This window comes from Variovorax sp. GW821-FHT09D05, assembly GCF_059416325.1.
Genome location: NZ_JBWKOZ010000020.1, coordinates 1 through 17,079, shown reverse-complemented (window position 1 = coordinate 17,079; position 17,079 = coordinate 1). Strand labels below are relative to the sequence as shown.

At 65.2% G+C, this 17,079-nt stretch carries 18 protein-coding genes and 1 pseudogene; 7 read left to right on the top strand and 12 right to left on the bottom strand.

Annotated features, from left to right (window positions below; genetic code table 11):
* The first annotated feature begins 46 nt into the window (after positions 1-46).
* Positions 47-850, top strand: coding sequence for a CPBP family intramembrane glutamic endopeptidase (locus AC07O3_RS33855; RefSeq protein ID WP_093048799.1), 804 nt, complete (start codon positions 47-49; stop codon positions 848-850).
* 7 nt (positions 851-857) lie between these two features.
* On the opposite strand, the gene AC07O3_RS33850 is transcribed toward AC07O3_RS33855, so the two are convergent.
* Complete coding sequence (locus tag AC07O3_RS33850; RefSeq protein ID WP_495341457.1) at positions 858-1,466, bottom strand: flavin reductase family protein; 609 nt, start codon at positions 1,464-1,466, stop codon at positions 858-860.
* A gap of 452 nt (positions 1,467-1,918) precedes the next feature.
* Here AC07O3_RS33850 and AC07O3_RS33845 point away from each other — a divergent pair, with 452 nt between their 5' ends.
* Positions 1,919-2,233 carry a hypothetical protein gene (locus tag AC07O3_RS33845; protein ID WP_495341456.1) on the top strand — a complete coding sequence of 105 codons (315 nt, stop codon included), beginning with the start codon at positions 1,919-1,921 and terminating at the stop codon, positions 2,231-2,233.
* Here AC07O3_RS33845 and AC07O3_RS33840 read toward each other — a convergent pair.
* A complete protein-coding gene (locus AC07O3_RS33840) occupies positions 2,230-2,850 on the bottom strand; it encodes a DUF4337 domain-containing protein (RefSeq protein ID WP_495341455.1) in 621 nt (206 codons plus the stop codon). The two genes, AC07O3_RS33845 and AC07O3_RS33840, sit on opposite strands and share 4 nt — an antisense overlap.
* 131 nt (positions 2,851-2,981) lie before the next feature.
* On the opposite strand from AC07O3_RS33840, the gene AC07O3_RS33835 reads away from it, so the two are divergent.
* Positions 2,982-4,649: a SulP family inorganic anion transporter gene (locus AC07O3_RS33835; protein ID WP_495341454.1), complete on the top strand. Its 1,668-nt coding sequence runs from the start codon at positions 2,982-2,984 to the stop codon at positions 4,647-4,649.
* A 40-nt stretch (positions 4,650-4,689) separates the two neighbouring features.
* On the opposite strand, the gene AC07O3_RS33830 is transcribed toward AC07O3_RS33835, so the two are convergent.
* Together AC07O3_RS33830 and AC07O3_RS33825 are read right to left on the bottom strand one after the other, a co-directional pair.
* The gene (locus tag AC07O3_RS33830; protein ID WP_093048784.1) at positions 4,690-5,262 is read right to left on the bottom strand and encodes a hypothetical protein; all 573 of its coding nucleotides are present in this window, start codon (positions 5,260-5,262) and stop codon (positions 4,690-4,692) included.
* Positions 5,259-5,924 (bottom strand): peptidoglycan recognition protein family protein, encoded by a 666-nt coding sequence (locus AC07O3_RS33825; protein WP_426391685.1) that lies wholly within the window; start codon positions 5,922-5,924, stop codon positions 5,259-5,261. Before AC07O3_RS33825 ends, AC07O3_RS33830 begins: the two co-directional genes overlap by 4 nt.
* Positions 5,925-5,974: 50 nt before the next feature.
* On the opposite strand from AC07O3_RS33825, the gene AC07O3_RS33820 reads away from it, so the two are divergent.
* Complete coding sequence (locus tag AC07O3_RS33820; protein ID WP_176928691.1) at positions 5,975-6,127, top strand: hypothetical protein; 153 nt, start codon at positions 5,975-5,977, stop codon at positions 6,125-6,127.
* On the opposite strand, the gene AC07O3_RS33815 is transcribed toward AC07O3_RS33820, so the two are convergent.
* A complete protein-coding gene (locus tag AC07O3_RS33815) occupies positions 6,102-6,368 on the bottom strand; it encodes a helix-turn-helix transcriptional regulator (RefSeq protein ID WP_495341453.1) in 267 nt (88 codons plus the stop codon). The two genes, AC07O3_RS33820 and AC07O3_RS33815, sit on opposite strands and share 26 nt — an antisense overlap.
* On the opposite strand from AC07O3_RS33815, the pseudogene AC07O3_RS33810 reads away from it, so the two are divergent.
* A pseudogene (locus tag AC07O3_RS33810) lies at positions 6,355-6,948 on the top strand (aldehyde dehydrogenase family protein); the annotation flags it as partial. The gene AC07O3_RS33815 and the pseudogene AC07O3_RS33810 overlap by 14 nt on opposite strands.
* 9 nt (positions 6,949-6,957) lie before the next feature.
* Here AC07O3_RS33810 and AC07O3_RS33805 read toward each other — a convergent pair.
* The 6 genes from AC07O3_RS33805 to AC07O3_RS33780 form a co-directional block, all read right to left on the bottom strand.
* Positions 6,958-7,587: a hypothetical protein gene (locus AC07O3_RS33805; protein ID WP_354337403.1), complete on the bottom strand. Its 630-nt coding sequence runs from the start codon at positions 7,585-7,587 to the stop codon at positions 6,958-6,960.
* Positions 7,587-9,170, bottom strand: coding sequence for a vWA domain-containing protein (locus AC07O3_RS33800; RefSeq protein WP_495341452.1), 1,584 nt, complete (start codon positions 9,168-9,170; stop codon positions 7,587-7,589). The genes AC07O3_RS33805 and AC07O3_RS33800 overlap by 1 nt, the downstream gene beginning before the upstream one ends.
* Entirely contained in the window at positions 9,167-10,417 is a 1,251-nt protein-coding gene (locus tag AC07O3_RS33795; RefSeq protein WP_093172419.1) for a toxic anion resistance protein, read from the bottom strand. Before AC07O3_RS33795 ends, AC07O3_RS33800 begins: the two co-directional genes overlap by 4 nt.
* 32 nt (positions 10,418-10,449) lie before the next feature.
* Positions 10,450-11,574, bottom strand: coding sequence for a hypothetical protein (locus AC07O3_RS33790; RefSeq protein WP_495341451.1), 1,125 nt, complete (start codon positions 11,572-11,574; stop codon positions 10,450-10,452).
* 74 nt (positions 11,575-11,648) lie between these two features.
* Positions 11,649-12,941: an aminotransferase class V-fold PLP-dependent enzyme gene (locus AC07O3_RS33785; RefSeq protein ID WP_495341450.1), complete on the bottom strand. Its 1,293-nt coding sequence runs from the start codon at positions 12,939-12,941 to the stop codon at positions 11,649-11,651.
* Positions 12,942-12,944: 3 nt separating this feature from the next.
* On the bottom strand, positions 12,945-13,841 hold the full coding sequence (locus AC07O3_RS33780; protein WP_093048764.1) for a transporter substrate-binding domain-containing protein: 897 nt from the start codon (positions 13,839-13,841) through the stop codon (positions 12,945-12,947).
* 155 nt (positions 13,842-13,996) lie between these two features.
* Between AC07O3_RS33780 and AC07O3_RS33775 the strand changes: the two genes are divergently transcribed.
* Positions 13,997-14,935 carry a LysR family transcriptional regulator gene (locus AC07O3_RS33775; RefSeq protein WP_093048761.1) on the top strand — a complete coding sequence of 313 codons (939 nt, stop codon included), beginning with the start codon at positions 13,997-13,999 and terminating at the stop codon, positions 14,933-14,935.
* A gap of 15 nt (positions 14,936-14,950) precedes the next feature.
* On the opposite strand, the gene AC07O3_RS33770 is transcribed toward AC07O3_RS33775, so the two are convergent.
* Entirely contained in the window at positions 14,951-15,136 is a 186-nt protein-coding gene (locus tag AC07O3_RS33770) for a hypothetical protein (RefSeq protein WP_093048758.1), read from the bottom strand.
* 318 nt (positions 15,137-15,454) lie between these two features.
* Between AC07O3_RS33770 and AC07O3_RS33765 the strand changes: the two genes are divergently transcribed.
* Positions 15,455-16,984 (top strand): FAD-binding oxidoreductase, encoded by a 1,530-nt coding sequence (locus tag AC07O3_RS33765; protein ID WP_495341449.1) that lies wholly within the window; start codon positions 15,455-15,457, stop codon positions 16,982-16,984.
* Positions 16,985-17,079: the final 95 nt, after the last annotated feature.

Here is a 17,079-nt window from a genome sequence, read left to right as displayed (position 1 = left end):
GCCGGTCGCGTAACATCCGCGCCACCCTCCCTCCGCGCCCCGCCCAATGCCTTCCCCGAAAAGCGCCGCCTTTCCCTCGGCGGTGCAAGCCGCCCTCCTGTTCGTGGCGCTGTTCCTCTGCGAGTTCGTCATTGGCGCAGCGCTGCGCGACGCCAACGGATGGCTGGAGCTCAACACCATGCAGATCGGTGTGCTCGCAGCCGTGCTGGGCAACGGCTGCGTGTTCGCGGTGGTGATGCACGCCCAGAAGCTCACGTACCGCGAGCTGTTCCACCAGTCGCCGGCTTCCGCCGGGGCAGTGCTCATGCTCGTGGTGCCGCCGGTGCTGCTGCTGGTGCCCGCGCTGCTGCTGACGATTACTTCCGCGCTCAACCTGCTGATGCGCGTTGTTCCGCTGTCGGCCTGGGAAGAATCGATGTTCAGCCGCATGGCCGACGGCAGCATCGCCGCCGTGCTCGCGGTGTGCGTGCTGGCGCCGCTGCTGGAGGAAATGCTGTTCCGCGGCATCGTGCTGCGCGGCTTCCTGCAGCGCTATCCGCGGGGGCAGGCAATCTTCATGTCGGCGCTGTTCTTCGGCGCGGCGCACATGAACATCTACCAGTTCGTGGTCGGCTTCGTGATGGGCACCGTGCTCGCGTGGCTGTACGAGCGCACGCGCTCACTCATTCCGTGCATTGCGCTGCACGCCGCCTACAACACAACCACCTTGCTGCTGGCCGACTGGCTGGACGCTGCGTCGCCGTCGCGCCTGCTCTGGGCCGTGCTGCTGGCGCTGGCGGCAGCCGTGTGCGGCGTGCTGGCCTTGCGGGCGATGCTGGTGCCGCGCGCGGCGCGGGGGACTTCAGCCTGAACGTCCTCTAGCGAGACAGCGGCGGCAGTGGCTGCGCGTCGACCGCATCGCCATCGACGATGAAGTGCCCGCCCGCCACGTGGTGCAAGGTGCGTAGCTCATTGTGCCCGGTGAAGTTCCAGCGACCGTTGGCAAACACGCGCTCATCGGCCTGCGCGGCGATCACCTCGCCGAGGAACAGGTCGTAGCGCTGCTGGATCGAGGGCTCGGGCAGCAGCCGGCATTCGAGCCAGGCCGCGCAGCCTTCGAGCAGCGGCGCATCGGTGGCCGTGCCCGCGAAGGTCTCCAGGCCATAGGCGGCGAACTTGTCCTGCCCCGACTTCTCGACGATCTCGCGGCCAGAGCTGTTGCCCAGCGCTTCGGTCAGGTCGAGCTGAGCACGCACCGGCACCTGCAGCGCGAAGCTGCCGGCGCCTTCGAGCAGCACACGCGTCCAGGTGCTCTTGTCGAGCACCACCGCCACCTTGGGCGGATCGAAGTCGAGCGGCATGGCCCAGGCCGCTGCCATGATGTTGCGCTGGCCGCCATGCGCGGCGCTCACTAGCACGGTGGGGCCGTGGTTCAGCAGGCGGTAGGCTTTGTTCAGTGCAACGGGCTGGCGGTGGGAGGCGGTCATGGACGAGGTTGCTCGGGTTAGGGGCATACGCGGGAGGAGACGGTGGCCGTGTGGATGCGGCCACGGCGAAATCGTACCTGTCATGGGCTTGGCTTGTATCGCACTGCAGCATTCCACCGAAGCAGGTCCAACTCCGGGGCTGTGAGGCGCAGGACCATCCCGCCCCTCCTCGAATCACAGGTATCTGCGTGGCTATACTGCGCGCCGTCACGTCAAAACAGGCGTGATCGGGATTGGCGTCCCGTGCAATCACTGCGACACAAGCCGCAGTTTCCCCGCAGAGTCTGCGGCTTTGTCGTTCGTGCCTCCAGTTTTGGCGGCTCGACGGGAGGGCTCGCGCCCTGCCGGTTTCACGCAAGTGATTGCCCGGTACGCCAACCCGTCGAGCTGCCGCCCTCAATTGGCGTTGAGTGCGTCGGTTTCAGCAAACCGCAATCACTTGGAGGCCATTCATGGCTGCATCCGCTCGCGCGTCCGCGCAAGTCTCTTCATTTCCCGAATCTTCTGAAGCCACCAGCGTTGAATCGCTTGCGCTGCAAGCATGCGATGACATCGACAGTCTTCACGAGGTGCAGCGTGCGTACGTGGGTCTCGAAAAGCTCATCGTTCCACAGGGGGTGAACGATACCGAAGAGGTTTATCCGACACGCACCGAGCTCAGCGCGCTGGTGCGGGTGGTCAATGAGGAGCTGCAGCGGCGGATCGAAATAGCCGACACCACGATGCAGTCGTTGCGTGTCGCCTTGAGCGAAGGCGGTACGCACTAGATGTGAAACGCCGCCAACCCACCCACCACAAGCCCCGCAGCCGCCACACCAAACATCGCCCGCTCAAGCCATTTCTTCTTCGTCAGCAGCGCAATGGCAGCCAGCGCAATCGACACCTGCAACACAGTAGTAGCCTGAGCCCACCGATGATGCTGATGCATCTGCTCATCAGACTGCGCATCCCACCGGCTCGCCTCCGCCTCCAGCTTCTTCGCCTCGGTCTGGATGTCGGTCTTCTCCTGCTCGTAGCGCGCTACCTTGACCTGCCAGCCCTGCCTGCGGGTGTCGTCGGTCGCGGTGTCGCGCGCGAACTCGGCCAGCGCTTGCTTGGTGCTCTTCGACTGGAAGTAATTCCACTGGTTCGACGCCTCGGTCTTCTTGATCGCGGCGTTGTTCTTGTAGAGGCCGGCGTTGGCCTGCGTGGCCCCGCCCATGTACGAGAAGATCGCGCCGACGGTGGCGATCACGGCGGTGCACACCGCGATCTTGCTCGTCATGCTCATGCCGCCGGAATGCGCTGCTGCTGTGTCGTCATGGCCACTGCCATGGCCGCCTGATGCAGCGTGTTCCAGTTCGTGGTCGTGCGGGCCGTGCACGTGAAAGCCGTGTCCTGACATGGGATCCTTGCTGAAATATGGTTTTTAGGGCGCGCGAGAGTATGCACGGTCGCGCGCCGGTATCCCGCTGCGCCGTCAGGTTCCGGTCCGCTACCCATTGCCAGCATGAAGCGACAACAACAAACTTGCCCATGACCGCAGAAACTCCCCCGATGCCCACGCCCACGACCGCCCCACGCCGCCCCGGCCTTGCCGACGTCGTCGCGGGCGTCTCCATCGCGGGCCTGCTGCTGCCCGAGGCGGTCGCTTATTCGGGCATAGCGGGGCTGCCACCGCAGGCCGGCGTGATCGCGCTGTTTGCGGGCCTGCTGGTGTACGGCCTCTTCGGCAGCAGCCGCTTCGCGATCGTCTCGGCCACTTCGTCTTCCGCCGCGGTGCTGTTCGCGGCCACGATGTCGGTGACGGGTGTCGATGCGGTCACGCGGCTGGCGTTGGGCGCGGGCATCGTGCTGCTGGCCGGGGTGTTCTTCGTGATTGCGGGCATCGCCCGACTCGGCGCTGTGTCTAGCCTGATCGCCAAGCCGGTGCTGCGCGGCTTCGCACTGGGGCTGGCGCTCACCATCGTGGTCAAGCAGTTGCCAAAGGTGCTCGCGGTGCAGCCGGCGCACAGCGATTTCTTCCGGCTCGCCGCGGGGCTGGTGGCCGAATGGCGGCACTGGAATCTTGCGGGCGCGGCCATGGCGCTTGTCGCGCTGGTGCTGCTGCGCGGCCTGGCACGATGGCGCGCGGTGCCGGCTGCCCTGCTGGTGATCGTGGCCGGCATCGTGCTCGACGTGAGCGGCCTGTGCCATGCCTGGGGTGTGGCGGCGGTGGGGCCGATCTCGCTCGACTTCTCGCACCCGGGCGTGCCGCAGCTCGACCGGGAGCAGTGGCAGAGCCTCGGCGGGCTGGCCTTCGCGATGGCGCTGATCCTCTATGCCGAGTCTTACGGCTCGATTCGCACTTTCGCGATGCGCCATGGCGACAACGTGTCAGCCAACCGCGACCTGCTGGCGCTCGGCGGCGCGAATCTGCTGTCGGCGCTGTTCCAGGGCATGCCGGTGGGCGCGGGCTATTCGGCCACGTCGGCCAACGAATCGGCCGGTGCGAAGACTCGCGCGGCCGGCATCGTGGCAGGGCTGGTGGTGCTGGTGGCGGTGCTCACGCTGCTACCGTGGATCGCTCACACGCCCGAGCCGCTGCTGGCGGCCATCGTGATCCACGCGGTAAGCCACACACTGAGCCCGGCGGCGCTGCGGCCGTACTTCCAGTGGCGGCGCGACCGGCTGGTGGCGCTGGTGGCGATTGCCGCGGTGCTGCTGCTGGGCGTGCTCAACGGGCTGCTGGCTGCCATCGGCGTGAGCCTGCTTTTGCTGCTGCGCGGCTTCTCGCGCACCACCGTGAGCTGGCTCGGCCGGCTTGGGCAGAGCCACGACTTTGTAGACACCGCGCGCCACCCCGAAGCCGTGGTGCCGCCGGGCGTGCTGATCGCGCGGCCCGATGTGCCGCTGTTCTTCGGCAATGCGGATGCGGTGTTCGCATCGATCCGCGCGCGCATCGACGCGACGCCGGGGCTGCAGCGCATGGTGCTGAGCCTGGAAGAGTCGGCCGACCTCGACGCGACGAGCATCGAGGCGCTGTGCGACTTCGCTGCATACGTGCGGGTGCGCGGCCTGCGCCTGTCGCTGGCGCGCGTGAAGGACGACGTGCGCGATCTGCTCGCGAAGGTGAATTCGCCCGACCTGCATGCCGAGGTGTACGCGCCCTGGAGCGTCGACGATGCGGTGCAACCAGAAAACAGGACACCACGGTCTTCTTGATCACCTGCCGTCGGAGGCAGCGTGTTCAACCGTGTGGATTTCAGCTCTTGGGGGGTGGCTTGGGCTCGCGGCTTTCCCGCAGAGTTTTAAGCCGTGGTTTCGCCTGACCTGGTGGAATCCGACCTTCTGCCTCCAGTCGCTTGAGGCGCCGTTCATCTGCCCGATTGAGAGCATCTTTGAGCAGTGCCATCTTGCGATCGTTGCAGGGTTCGCAGTCGTAGTAGCTTCCGGGATCAGTCGTGGGCCCAAGCGCCTCGTCCAACTCCGCGGTACTGATTCTCCCCGTGGGCTCAATGCCGATAGCGAGGATTTTTCCGTTCTTGAATGTAACGAGCGCACTGCCCTCGCATCCGGTTTCTTGCGCCTGCGGCACGAGATACGACCTCTTTGAGACCCTCCGCATATGACGTAGCGCATAGAACACATCTTCGACGGTCAAAACAACATCCTGACAATCTAGAAAATCTTTGTTCTCCCACGCTGTTTTCCCCGACGGGTTGTCGATCTTGATCGACTTTACGAAGGCTGCCGGATAGCGCTTGTCTGCCGCGTGAACTGACAGGGCCATAGCTACGGTAGCCAGCGTTACCGCAAGAACGATGACTTTTCTCATGGCGTCGGGACCACCAGATTCCAATTCGCACCTTGTGCCTCGGTCGTATTTTTTCTGCTGGCTTCTGGATGTCGAAATATCTCGCTCGGTGCGATCTGCATGGAGTCCTCGAGCGCCTTGACAAGCCACGAGAGTGCTTGGTTCTGGGCGGTGGTCGGCGTGTCGTATACACCGTACCGTCCTCTCAATTCATCCGTGGAGAGTTTGTTGTTTCGTGGTACCTGGAACCCTGCTGGTAGTCTGGCCCTGCCCACCATCTCGATGCCAATGCCCTCCATGTTGCCTGGATACCGGTCGCTAGGTGCCCTGCGCATCTCGATGCGATGCATCGGATCCACCGCGTTCACGCCCGCAGGGTAGTCTCGCGGAGAGCACTTCCCGGTGATCAGGCACCTCGCCTTCAGTGGCCCGACATGGTTCGTGCGCTGGTAGATCGCGGCGGTCTGGTAAATAGTTCCATCGGTGTCGACAAGAAAGTGCGCGCCATTGGCCTTTGGGCGTTTGTAGCTGTTCAGCGAGGATGCTGAAGTGTCCGCATCGGTCTGGTGCACAACGATGCCTGTGATCGTGCTCGTACGTCTACCGCGTTCGATCGCAGGGCTGCGCGCATTGCGGACTTTCGCGTGAATGATCATTCCATCCGTGTCAATTTGAATTGCCATACGGCCTCCCGGAAATTAATTTCTCGTTGTTGATGTGGGTACCCCGGAACATGCAAGTCATCGACCTGCAGGCTTGCTTCGATGCACCCGCCCAGGATGATATCGACCCGAACATTGATTTGTTGCGGCCCGAGTTGCCGCTTTTCTGCGTCACCGCAGACGCAGTATTTGCGTCAATCAGCGCAACGCCGCCTGCCGCCTGAATTCGCTCGGGCTGCCGCCCGTGTGCTCGCGGAACACTCGGCTGAAGTGCGAGAGGTTGCCGAAGCCCGAAGCCAGCGCGATGTCGGTGATCGACCTTGCCGCGTTTGCTGGGTCGAGCAGTTCGCGGATGCTCGCGGCCAGTCGCCGGTGCTGGATGTAGCCGTTCAGCGTTTCGTCGTCGTCCGCGAAGGCGCTGTGCAGCAGGCGCTTGCTGCTGCGCAGGGCCAGCGCCGTGCGCATCCTGGTCGACAACGCGGTGGCCGATGAATTCGTCGCGAAGTTCGCGGCCCGCGCGCAGGCACTGCCGCTCGGCGATCCGCGCGAAGGCCCGGTGGTGCTCGGCTCGGTGGTCGATATGAGCACGGTGAAACGCTGCAATGCGCTCATCGACGACGCACTGTCCAAGGGCGCGAAGCTGGTGTGCGGCGGCAAGGCCCAGAACACGCTGATGCCCGCCACCGTGCTCGACCATGTGACGCCCGCAATGGAGATCTACCACGAGGAATCCTTCGCGCCGGTGAAGGCGGTGGTGCGCGCGAGCGGCGTGGAAGAAGCCGTGGCCATTGCCAACGACAACGAGTTCGGCCTTTCATCGGCCGTGTTCGGCCGCGACGTGGCGCGTGCGTGGAACGTGGCGCAGCGCATCGAGTCCGGCATCTGCCACGTCAACGGCCCCACGGTGCACGACGAGGCGCAGATGCCCTTCGGCGGTGTCAAGGCATCGGGCTACGGGCGCTTCGGCGGCCGGGCCGGCGTGGAGGCCTTCACGGAACTGCGCTGGATCACGGTGCAGACGACGCCGCGGCACTACCCGTTCTGAAAGAGCGCTTCAGCCCGCCAGAAAGTCCGGCTGGCGAAACTTCTTTTCAAGAAACTGCCCGTTGGCCACCAGCGCGGCCGCATCGCTCGAAGCGACGTTGGCGACGATCTCGCGCAGCTTTGCATCGAGCAGGCCCAGCTGTTCGCCAAGCAGTTGGCGCGCGGTCTTGCCGTCCTTCACCGCATGCGTGATGCGAAAGGCCGGCGGCAGCGCGACGTAGTTGGCGAGCGTTTCGGGCAGGTAGCGCAGCACGGTCTCGCGCACGGTGAACAGGTCGTCGCCGTGCGAGCCCGTACCGACGAGGCGCGGCAGCACCTCGCCCACCGAGCCGCGCACGTTGTCCAGGCTCTTGCGCATGTCTTCGGTGAGGTGCGGCTGCGCCTGCGCGACCACGCGGTCGAGGCGCTCCAGCGTCTGCTCGACGCTGAGGCTGTCTTCGATGCGGCGTTCGAGTTCGGGTGCCCTGCGGCCCAGCAGCCAGCCGGCCACGTACAGGCCGACGGTGATCAGCAGCCACCCGGTGTCGATGACGCCGGCAAACAGCAGTGCCGGCCCCAGCAGCGCCAGCGCGCAGCCGAGGATGTTGCCGTTGCCGTAGAGAAACAGCAGCGCGCGCAGTTTGAGCGAGCGCTCCGGCATCACTGGTAGCCCCGGATTTCCTTGAACACCTGCCCCAGCTGCAGCTTGCGGCCGTCGAACTCGCGCCCGCCAGAGAGCTGCGCGATCTCCTGCATCTCGCTCACGTTGGCCTCGCCGAAGAGAATGGGGAAGATGCGCGCAGGCAGGCCGCCCGCGGCATAGCGCTCGCGGAACTCGCGCGGCTTCAGGCCCGCGTTGTTCTCGCCATCGGTCAGCAGCACGATGCTCACGAAGCGGTCGGGTTCGCGCTGCTGTTCCTTGCGCGCCACTTCTTCAGCGACGGCGAGTGCCGAATAGATGGCCGTGCCGCCGTTGGCCGTCATCGCGTCGGCCTGCTCGCGCAGCGTGGCGCGGGCCGCATCGATCCGGTCGGCATCGAAGCGCACCCACACCGGCTCCTGCACCTCGGTGGAGAAAGTGATCAGCACCACGCGCTCGCGGCTCTGGAAGGCGCTGTAGCGGGCGCTGGCGGTGGTGGCTTCGTCAGCACCCGACAGCAACTTGAGCGCCTCGCGCATCGACGCCAGCCGTTTGCCCGCCATCGAGCCGCTGAGGTCGAGCACGAAGATCGATGTGGCGGGTTTGCGCCATTTCGACTGGTAGGTGCCGAGCACCGCGTCGATCACCTCCAGCCGGTTGGGAAAGCCCAGCTCGGCCACGGCGGCGGTAGGCAAGGCGCCGGCGGCGGCAACCTCGGGGTTGGCGGGGCGCAGAAAGGCAGTCGAGAGTGCATCGCGCTGGAACGGCGCGGCCTTCAGCGTAGCCACGAGCTGGGTGTAGGCCTCGCGCTTGTCGGCGTTGAGCAGCATCAGCGGGTAGTCGGCCGAGATCATGCCGTCGCGCGGGTAGATCAGCGTGAGCTGGTCGGCGGCGGGCAGCTTCTCGTTGGCACGCAGGATCACGGCTTCGTAGTTGACCATCGCGTCGATGGCCGACGGGTCCTTGATGTAGGCATCGGCCAGCCAGCCCGAGCTGCCGGCGGTGAGCTTCTGGCCGGAGAGAAAGGCCTTCAGCGTTTTCTCGTCCACGTCTTGCGCGGTCAGGTCTTCGGTCTTGCCCGCGAGCGCGGAGGCCACGGCGAACAGCGCGCTCATGCCGGTGTTGGAGCTGGTGGCGTTGGTCATGCCGTAGCGCAGTTGGCCGGCGCCTGCGGCCTTCGCAATTTCGGCCCAGCCTGGCGGTTTCTTGTTCCACCCGAGCTGCGCGGCCTTGGCGCTCTTCACGCCGAGCGCGATGCGCGAATAGAAGAGCTTGTCGCGCGCCAGCGGCTTGGTCTGCAGCGCGAGCGCGGGATACGCACCGTTGGGCGGCAGGATCGCGTCGAAGCGCTCGCCGGCGTTGATGCGCTCGACGATATCGAGCGTGCCGGCGTACGAGAGCTTCACGTCCACGCCGGCCACCTTCGCGGCGGCGACGATAGGGGCTTCGAGGTCCTTGAGTTCGGAGCCCGCGAGGATGGTGAAGGTCGCGGTGGCTTGCGCGGCCGGCGCGGCGTTCATCGCCTGTGGCGGCTCTTCCTTGCCACAGGCCGCGAGGCCCAGCACCACAGCCGTCAGAGCTAGCAGCCGGGTCAGCAGGCTCACAGCGCGACCTCGCCGCGCGGCGACTGCAGCGCCTCTGTCGTTTCCTGGCGGCGCACGCGGTCGAGATAAGTGCGGCTCTTCGCGACTTCATTCGTCAGCGTGTCCACCGTGGTCTGCATGGAGTCGAGCGCCTTGCTCTTGAAGTCGGCAATCGTGTCCATGGTCTGGTAGATGTTGGCGAAGGCCTGCTGCAGCTTGGCGATCTCGATGGTGCTGGAGGCCGCCTGCTGGTGGATGGCACTGCTCTGGTCGCGCAGCATCTCGCTGGTGCTGGCAATGAGGTTGCCGGTGGTGGCATTGAGCGCGCTGATCTGGTCGAGCACCAGCTTCTGGTTGGACAGCGCCTGCGCGACGATCACTGCGGTGCGCAGCGCGGCCACGGTGGTGGTGGTGGCGCGGTCCACGCCCTTCATCAGCTCCAGGTTGTTCTTGCGGATCATGTCCAGCGCGAGGTAGCCCTGGATGTTCACCGCGAGCTGCGTGAGCAGGTCGGTGACCTTCTGGCGCGAATAGAACAGCATTTCCTCGCGGATCACGCGGGCCTTCTCGGGGTCGGTAGTTTCCAGCGCGCGGGCCTTGGCGTCGAGCTGGCCGTCGAGGGCCTTGCCGATGTGCACGTATTTCTCGAGCCGCTCCATCAGCGTCCAGAGGTTGACCTTTTCCTGTTCGATGGCGGTGTTGTCGCGCAGCAGCTCGTCCTTGCCGCGCTTGAGCGATTCGATGATGGCGTTCAGATGCGTCTGCGACGACTGGTAGCGCTCGAAGTAAGCGAGCAGCTTGTTGCCCAGCGGAATGATGCCGAGCAGCTTGCGCGCCGAGAACAGGTCGCCCTGCTTCGAGGGGTCGAGGTCTTCCACCTGGTGGCGCAGGTCGATCAGCGACTGGCCGATCTGCGCGCCCTTGTCGAACAGCCCGTTGCGCAGCGAACCCACGGGCCGGTCGAGCATGCGGTTGGAGACCGATGCAGAGGCCTCGATGTCCTTGTTGCCCATCGAGTGGATGCGCTCCACGGCTTCCTTGAACTGCGGATGCTGGCTGTCGTGCGCGGTGATGTCGTCGATGAAGCGCGCCACCTGCGCGTCGAGCTCGGCCACGTCCTCGGGCTTCAGGCGCACCTTGCCGCTGGCCGACTCGACCGGCACCAGGGCAACGGGCGCGGGCGGTTCGAGCGTGAAGGCCTGCGGCGGCTGCAGGTCGATGGGCGCGGGGGCCGTTGCGGTGGTGGTTGCGGTGACAGGCGCGTTCATGAATGCGTTCCTTGGTTCAGTCGTTCGGTCGTTCACTTGAAGCGGGCTTCGATGCCCGTGGTCATTCGCTCGAGCCACTCGAAGCTCGGCGGGTCGATCACGTCGACCAGCACGTCGGGCACCTTCACGCCGCGCGCGGCCCAGGTTTCGGGGCCCTTGGCGTCGCCGCCGGTGCGGTAGCCGTATTCGTGCGCCAGCTCGCGCAGGGCCGGGTCGTTCTCCAGCGCCGCTCCGAGCCGCGCGCCGCCGGGCGTGTAGGGCACCAGCACGTGCTTCGAATAGACGGTGGGCTTGGAGTAGAGCAGCACCATGTCGCTCTTGAGGCGGTCGGGGTTCTTCAGCCAGAACTCGATCATTTGCGACTCGTAGGCCACCAGCAGCGGCGCCTTGCCCATGCCGAGCGCGAGATAGTCTTCGAACGGCCCGGCCGACGATTGCTCCTGGAAGCCCTGGCGCAGGAAGAGCGGTGCAACCACGGGCATGACGCGGTCCACGTCTTCCTGGCTCTGCACGATCTGCTGGCTGTTGGCGAGGTAGCTCGCGAGCGCAAGGTACATCGCCGCCGAGTTGGAGGTGCGTACGTCGGTCGAGTTGATGAGCAGCGACTTGCTGGTGGAAAACGCGCTGCTGGCCTTGAGCTCCTTCCAGCGCGTGCCCTTCTCGATCATGGCCATCAGGCCCGGCAGGTCGACCACGTAGTAGAAGTCGCCCTGCTTCTGCGCGATGCCGTTGGCCACGAGGATCTCGGCAATCGGCCGCCAGCTGGCCAGCACGATGGGCGTGTAGAACGGGTTGAAGACGTTCGGCGCCTTGGCGAGCGTCTTGAGCTGCGCCGCAGCGGGCGCGCCCGAGGGAAAGCCGAAGTCGAACTTGGTGGCGTCGTAGCGGCTGGCAATGGCACGCGAGCCGGCCTTCTCGACGGTGACGGTGATGCCCTGCGCGGCCAGCGCCTTCTGCACGCGCGGGTCGGCAAAGAAGGTTTCTTTTTCGGAGCCGATCAGGCCCCGCAGCGTGACCTGTTTCTGCTGCTCGATGCGCGCGGCGGCGGCGGTGGCCGATTCATCGTGCAGGCGGGTGTTCGAATACCAGACGCCGGACCCGACCGCGGCCAGCAGGACGACGGCCAGCGCTGGTGCGATCAGCTTGCGGATTTCCAAATCTCATGCTCCTCTCCCCCTGTGAACGGGGGTAGAGAAACATGCTAACTACCGAATATGACGGTTTGTGACAGTCAGATGTCGGTGGCTATTTCCTGGGTAATGCGCAGGAATTTCTCGATGTCGGCGACGGAATTGCAATGCAGCGGCGACACCCGAACGGTGCCCGCGAGCCCGAAGGATTCGAGCATTCGCTTCGAGTAGATGCTGGTCGCCACACGCTCGTAGACGGTCACGCCGCGCTTGCCGTACTCGACCACCGCCTGCGTGCAGTCGATACGGTCGAAGCCGATGCCCAGGATCAGGTCGCGCTTCGTCAGGTCTTCGTGGTCGAGGAAGACGTTGACGCCCTTCATCTCCCGCATGCCGGTGGTGTTCGCGTTGCCGTCGAGCAGCAGTGCCAGCAGCGCGCGCTCGTGCAGTTCGATGTGCGTGATGCCGGCGATGAACAGTGCGCGCCGGTCGGTGGCGTCGCTGAAGTGGCCGCCCAGCCAGCAAACGTAGTCGACGATTTCCGTGAGCACCGCGAACTGCCACGGCGCCGCGCTGCCCAGGTCCCAGTAGTCGGGCTTCTTGCCCGCCAGCTTGTGGTGCGGCAGCACGGCCGCGCGCTCGGACACCCACGACAGCCCCGAGCCCCGGCAGCCGAAGAACTTGTAGGGCGCGAGGTTGATGCCGTCCACCGGCGTCTTCTGCAGGTCGATGAGGCCGTGCGGCGCATGCTGCACGGCGTCCACCAGGATGTACAGGTCGGGCTTGATCTCGCGCGCGTGGCGCACGATTTCGGCCATGTCGAGCTTGGCGCCGGAGATGTTCGACGCGTAGATCACGTTGAGCAGGCAGGTGTCCTTGTCGACCAGCCGCACGATCTCTTCCACGTCCACACCGCCGGTGACGGGGTTGCTCTGCGCCACGCGCAGCTCGCGGCCGAGGCGCTGGGCGTAGAGGCTCATCGCGTCGAAGGCCGACGGGTGTTCGAGCACGGTGGTGACCATGTTCGTGCCCGGCACGTTCTCCGCGACGGCGCGCACCATGTCGAACATGGCGCCCGAGGCGCTGAACGAGGCGTACACGCTGCCGCCCGTGGCGTTGAGGATGGTGCGCAGGTCGGCGCTGCCCTTGGCCTGGATGTTCTGCAGCTCGACGGCCGTGGCGTGGATGCGCTCGGCGTTGTCGGGAATGGCATCGACCTGCGCGAAGCGCTCGACCGCGGCCTTGAGGCGGAACGAGCCGCCGGCGTTGTCGAAGTACAGGCGCTCACGGCCGTGGTGGTCATGGTCGACCTGCAGGAAGCGTGCTTTCACCTCGCGCATCAGCGCATCGGAAAAGGCCTGGCCGCGGTCGAGATCAGGAAGCTGGAGAGTCATCGCTCAGACGCCCTTGTTGTTCGGGTTCTTGTAGATCTCGCGCACCGCATCCGTCATCGGGAAGTTGAGGTTCGCGTTCTTCGGCGGGATCGGCGACATGAACCACTTGGTGTAGAGCTGCTCGATGGCGCCCGACTTCATCAGGCCCGTGACGGTCTCGTCGACGAGTGCCTTGAACTGCGGGTCGTCCTTGCGCAGCATGATCCCGTAGGGCTCCTGGCGCAGCGATTCCTTCAGGATCTTGTAGTCGCCCGGGTTGGTCGCGCTGGCGATCATGCCGGCGAGCTGCACGTCGTCGAGCACATAGGCGTCGGCGCGGCCGGTGGACAGCAGCAGGAAGCCGTCGGAGGTGTCCTTGCCGGCGATCTCGTTCACTTCGATGGTGCCGCTCTTGCGCGCGCCGCGCAGCAGCTGGATCGAGGTGCTGCCCGAGACGGTGGCCACGTTCTTGCCGTTGAGGTCGCCCAGTGCATTGATGCCCGAAGCCTTCTTCACCGCGGCAGTGATGTTGGTAACGAAGTGGCTGGGCGCGAAGTCGACCTGCTGCTGGCGCTGCGTGGTGTTTGTGGTGGTGGCGCAGTCGAGGTCGACGGTGCCGTTCTGCAGCAGCGGAATGCGGTTGGTCGAGTTGAGCATGGTGTAGCGCACCTCGATCTTGGCCAGGCCCAGCTTGGCCTTCACGGCGTCGACGATCTTCAGGCAGATGTCGTTGGTGAAGCCGATGGGCGCGCTGTCGGCGCTGAGCTTGTACGAGAACGGGATCTGGCTGTCGCGCGCGCCGATCTGGATCGTGCCGCTCTCCTTGATCTTCTGCAGCGTGCCGCCGTCCTGGGCACTGGCGGCGCCGCAGGTGAAGGCAAAGACAAGTCCGAGCGCGAGGGGCAGTTTCTTGAAGTCCATGGAGAGTTCCTTGAAGAGTCGATGACGTTGGTCGAACGCGGTGGTTTTGGCGAATCTTCTGCCTCGCAATGAATTTCTAAAAGCGATTTTTTGTGATCGAATCGCATGAATAAAAGCGTTCTTTCAGTCAGCCTTCACAGGAGCAACGCACCGTGATGACCTTCAAGCAACTCGAAGCCCTGTACTGGATCGCCCGGCTCGGCGGCTTCGCGCAGGCGGCCAACCAGCTCAACACCTCGCAGTCGGCCATCTCCAAGCGGGTGCACGAGCTGGAGCAGCTGTTCGACACCGAGCTGTTCGACCGCAGCCAGCGCGCCGCGCGGCTCACCGAGAAGGGCGAAGAGATGTTCGTGCTCGCCCGGAAGCTGCTGGAGCAGCGCGACGCCGCCGTCGAGCAGTTCGGCAAGCCCGGTGTGGTGGAGCGCCGCATCCGCCTGGGCGTGACCGAGCTCACCGCGATGACGTGGCTGCCGCGGCTGGTGGGCCTCATCCAGCAGCACTATCCCAAGGTGATCCTCGAGCCCGACGTGGACGACAGCCTGCAGCTGCGCGACAAGCTGCTGGCCGACGAGCTCGACCTGGTCATCGTGCCCGACACCTTTGCCGACTCGCGCCTGCCGCACAAGGTCATCGGCCAGGTGAAGAGCGCGTGGATGTGCAAGCCCGGCGTGGTGCCGGCCGGCGGCACCGTGCGACTGCACGAACTGGCGCGCCATCGCATGCTGGTGCAGGGCAACAACTCCGGCACGGGCCGCGCCTACGACGCATGGATGAAAGAGCAAGGCGTACAGCCCGCCAACGTGATCGTGGTGAGCAACCTGGTCGCGCTGACCGGGCTCACCGTGTCGGGGCTGGGCGTGAGCTACCTGCCGCGCGAGTGCCTGCAGCCGCTGGTGGCGGCGGGGATGCTTACGGTGATCGACGTGACGCCAGCCTTGCCCGTGGTGCGCTACGTGGCGATGCACAAGGGCGAGCATCGCAGCGCGCTCACCTCGTCCATCGTGATGCTGGCGCAGGAATGCTGCGACTTCACGCGGATGTTCCAGGCGCAGGCGGAGGGAGAAGAAGAGGAAACGGAAACGACGCGCGGCTGAATGCGAGCTTCTGTCCTAGCTGTTGTCGTCGACGGGGGACAGGTCCGGATGCAATTGCCGCAGCGCCAGAGACAACCGGAGCACTCGCTCCCGCGCACCCGGCTCACCCCGGGCCAGTGCGCCCAATGCTGCTTCGTAGTCGTCAGTGAGCTGCTGCCACAGCTCGAAATCGGCGCCAAGGCCTTCAGCGTCCTTGTCCATCTTTGCTCCAAGTCGGAATTCGACGGCCGGTGAGTGCGTCAGTTTGACCGATTTTTGCCGGGAGCGTTAGAACTTTAGGGGTCGTGGGGTCATATTCAACTGGATACGACGCAGTGCCGGTACCGCGGCCCCTGACTTTGAGGAGCACCGATTCGGGGTTGTCCTTATGAAAATATCTTTCAAACAATCCAATAATTGACGTCAATATAGGCGGCGTAGCGCGATATTTTCGTCAAATCAAGGAAATTAAGAAAAAGTCTTTCATTTCAGGCGCCTGCTTCCCGCTCACCGTCGCAAGACGACCATCAGAAAGTGCCCATGACCATCACCGTGACACGCCAGGATGCTCGCTACAACACCCTGAAAAAGGGTTTCAACCTGCGATGGCCTGCAACGGAGTCAGACGCCGCTTCGCGCATCGAACTGGCGGAGAACGCCGGCGATGCGGCCGCCGCCCTGCAGCGCATCGTCGATGCAGGCCTTCGGCCCACGTTGCGCAGTGGTGGGCATTGTTATGAAGACTTCGTCTCCAACAACCCCGACGGCGCGATCCTCGACCTGAGCCTGCTCAACCAGGCGAGCCCCACCAGCGGCGACGGGCGCTACCGTGTCGGCCCCGGCACGCAGAACTGGAACGAATACCTCGACCTGTACAAGCGCAGCAACGTCACGCTGCCCGGCGGCTCTTGCTACTCGGTCGGCGCGGGCGGGCACATCTGCGGCGGCGGCTACGGCCTGCTGTCGCGCCTGCAGGGGCTGACGGTCGATTGGCTTTCGGCGGTAGACATCCTCACGGTGGACTCCCGCGGCAAGGTGATGCCGCGCACCGTGGATGCGCGCCGCGAGCCCGATCTGTTCCGCGCCTGTCGCGGCGCGGGCGGCGGCAACTTCGGCGCGATTACCAGCTACGTGTTCGACACCCTGCCGCCCGCGCCGCGCGAGGTTGCGCTGGCGGTGGTCGCCTTCGACTGGGCCACCATGACGCCCGAGCGCTTTGCCACCTTGCTCTCCACCTACGGCGAATACTGGGCGACCCGCGGCAAGTCGCCGGACACCTGGGGCATGTTCTCGCTGCTCAAGCTCACGCATCGCTCGTCGGGCCAGATCGTGATGCTGACGCAGTTCTGCAACCCCGACGGCACCTGCAACGACCTGACGGTGCTCAACGAATTCCTCGATCGCTTTCGCGCCTGCGCGCCGGTGCCCGCCAAGGGCCGGCCGCCGGGCGTGGGCCCGGCCCCGCAACGCGACGCGGGGCAGTTGCTGTGCTCCAAGCCGCACACGGTGACACGCTACGACTGGCTCACGGCCACGCAGTACCTCAACGGCTCGGGCGACAACCAGCGCGGCAAATACAAGTCGGCCTACATGAAGCAGAACTTCAGCACCCGCGAGGCGCAGCGCATCTACACGCACCTGACGCGCGTGATACCGGGCGTCGATCTCAGCCAGTCGCTGGTGCAGGTGGATTCGTACGGCGGCGCCGTCAACAAGCCCGAGCGCATCGCCGACACGGCGGTGCCGCAGCGCGCTTCGATCATGAAGCTGCAGTACCAGACCTACTGGCGCGATGCGAAGGACGATGCCGGGCATCTGCGCTGGATCGGTGATTTCTTCCGCGACGTGTACGGCACACCCGACGTGCCCGAGCGTTACGCCGGCACGCCCTACCCCGGCGAGCGCTACGAGGGCTGCTACATCAATTACCCGGACAGCGACATGCTGGCCTACCCCTTCTGGTCGCAGCTCTACTACGGCGACCAGGGGCTCTATGACTTCCTGCGGAAGGTGAAGCGTCGGTATGACCCGAACAACATCTTTCACCATGCAATGTCTGTGCGGCCTTGAGATGAGCCATCGCTCTTGTTTGGGGCGCGATCACGCCGACGGGGTACCTTGCTCCGCGAATGTCCCCCGGCCTTCGGCCTCCTCCTTTATTTCGC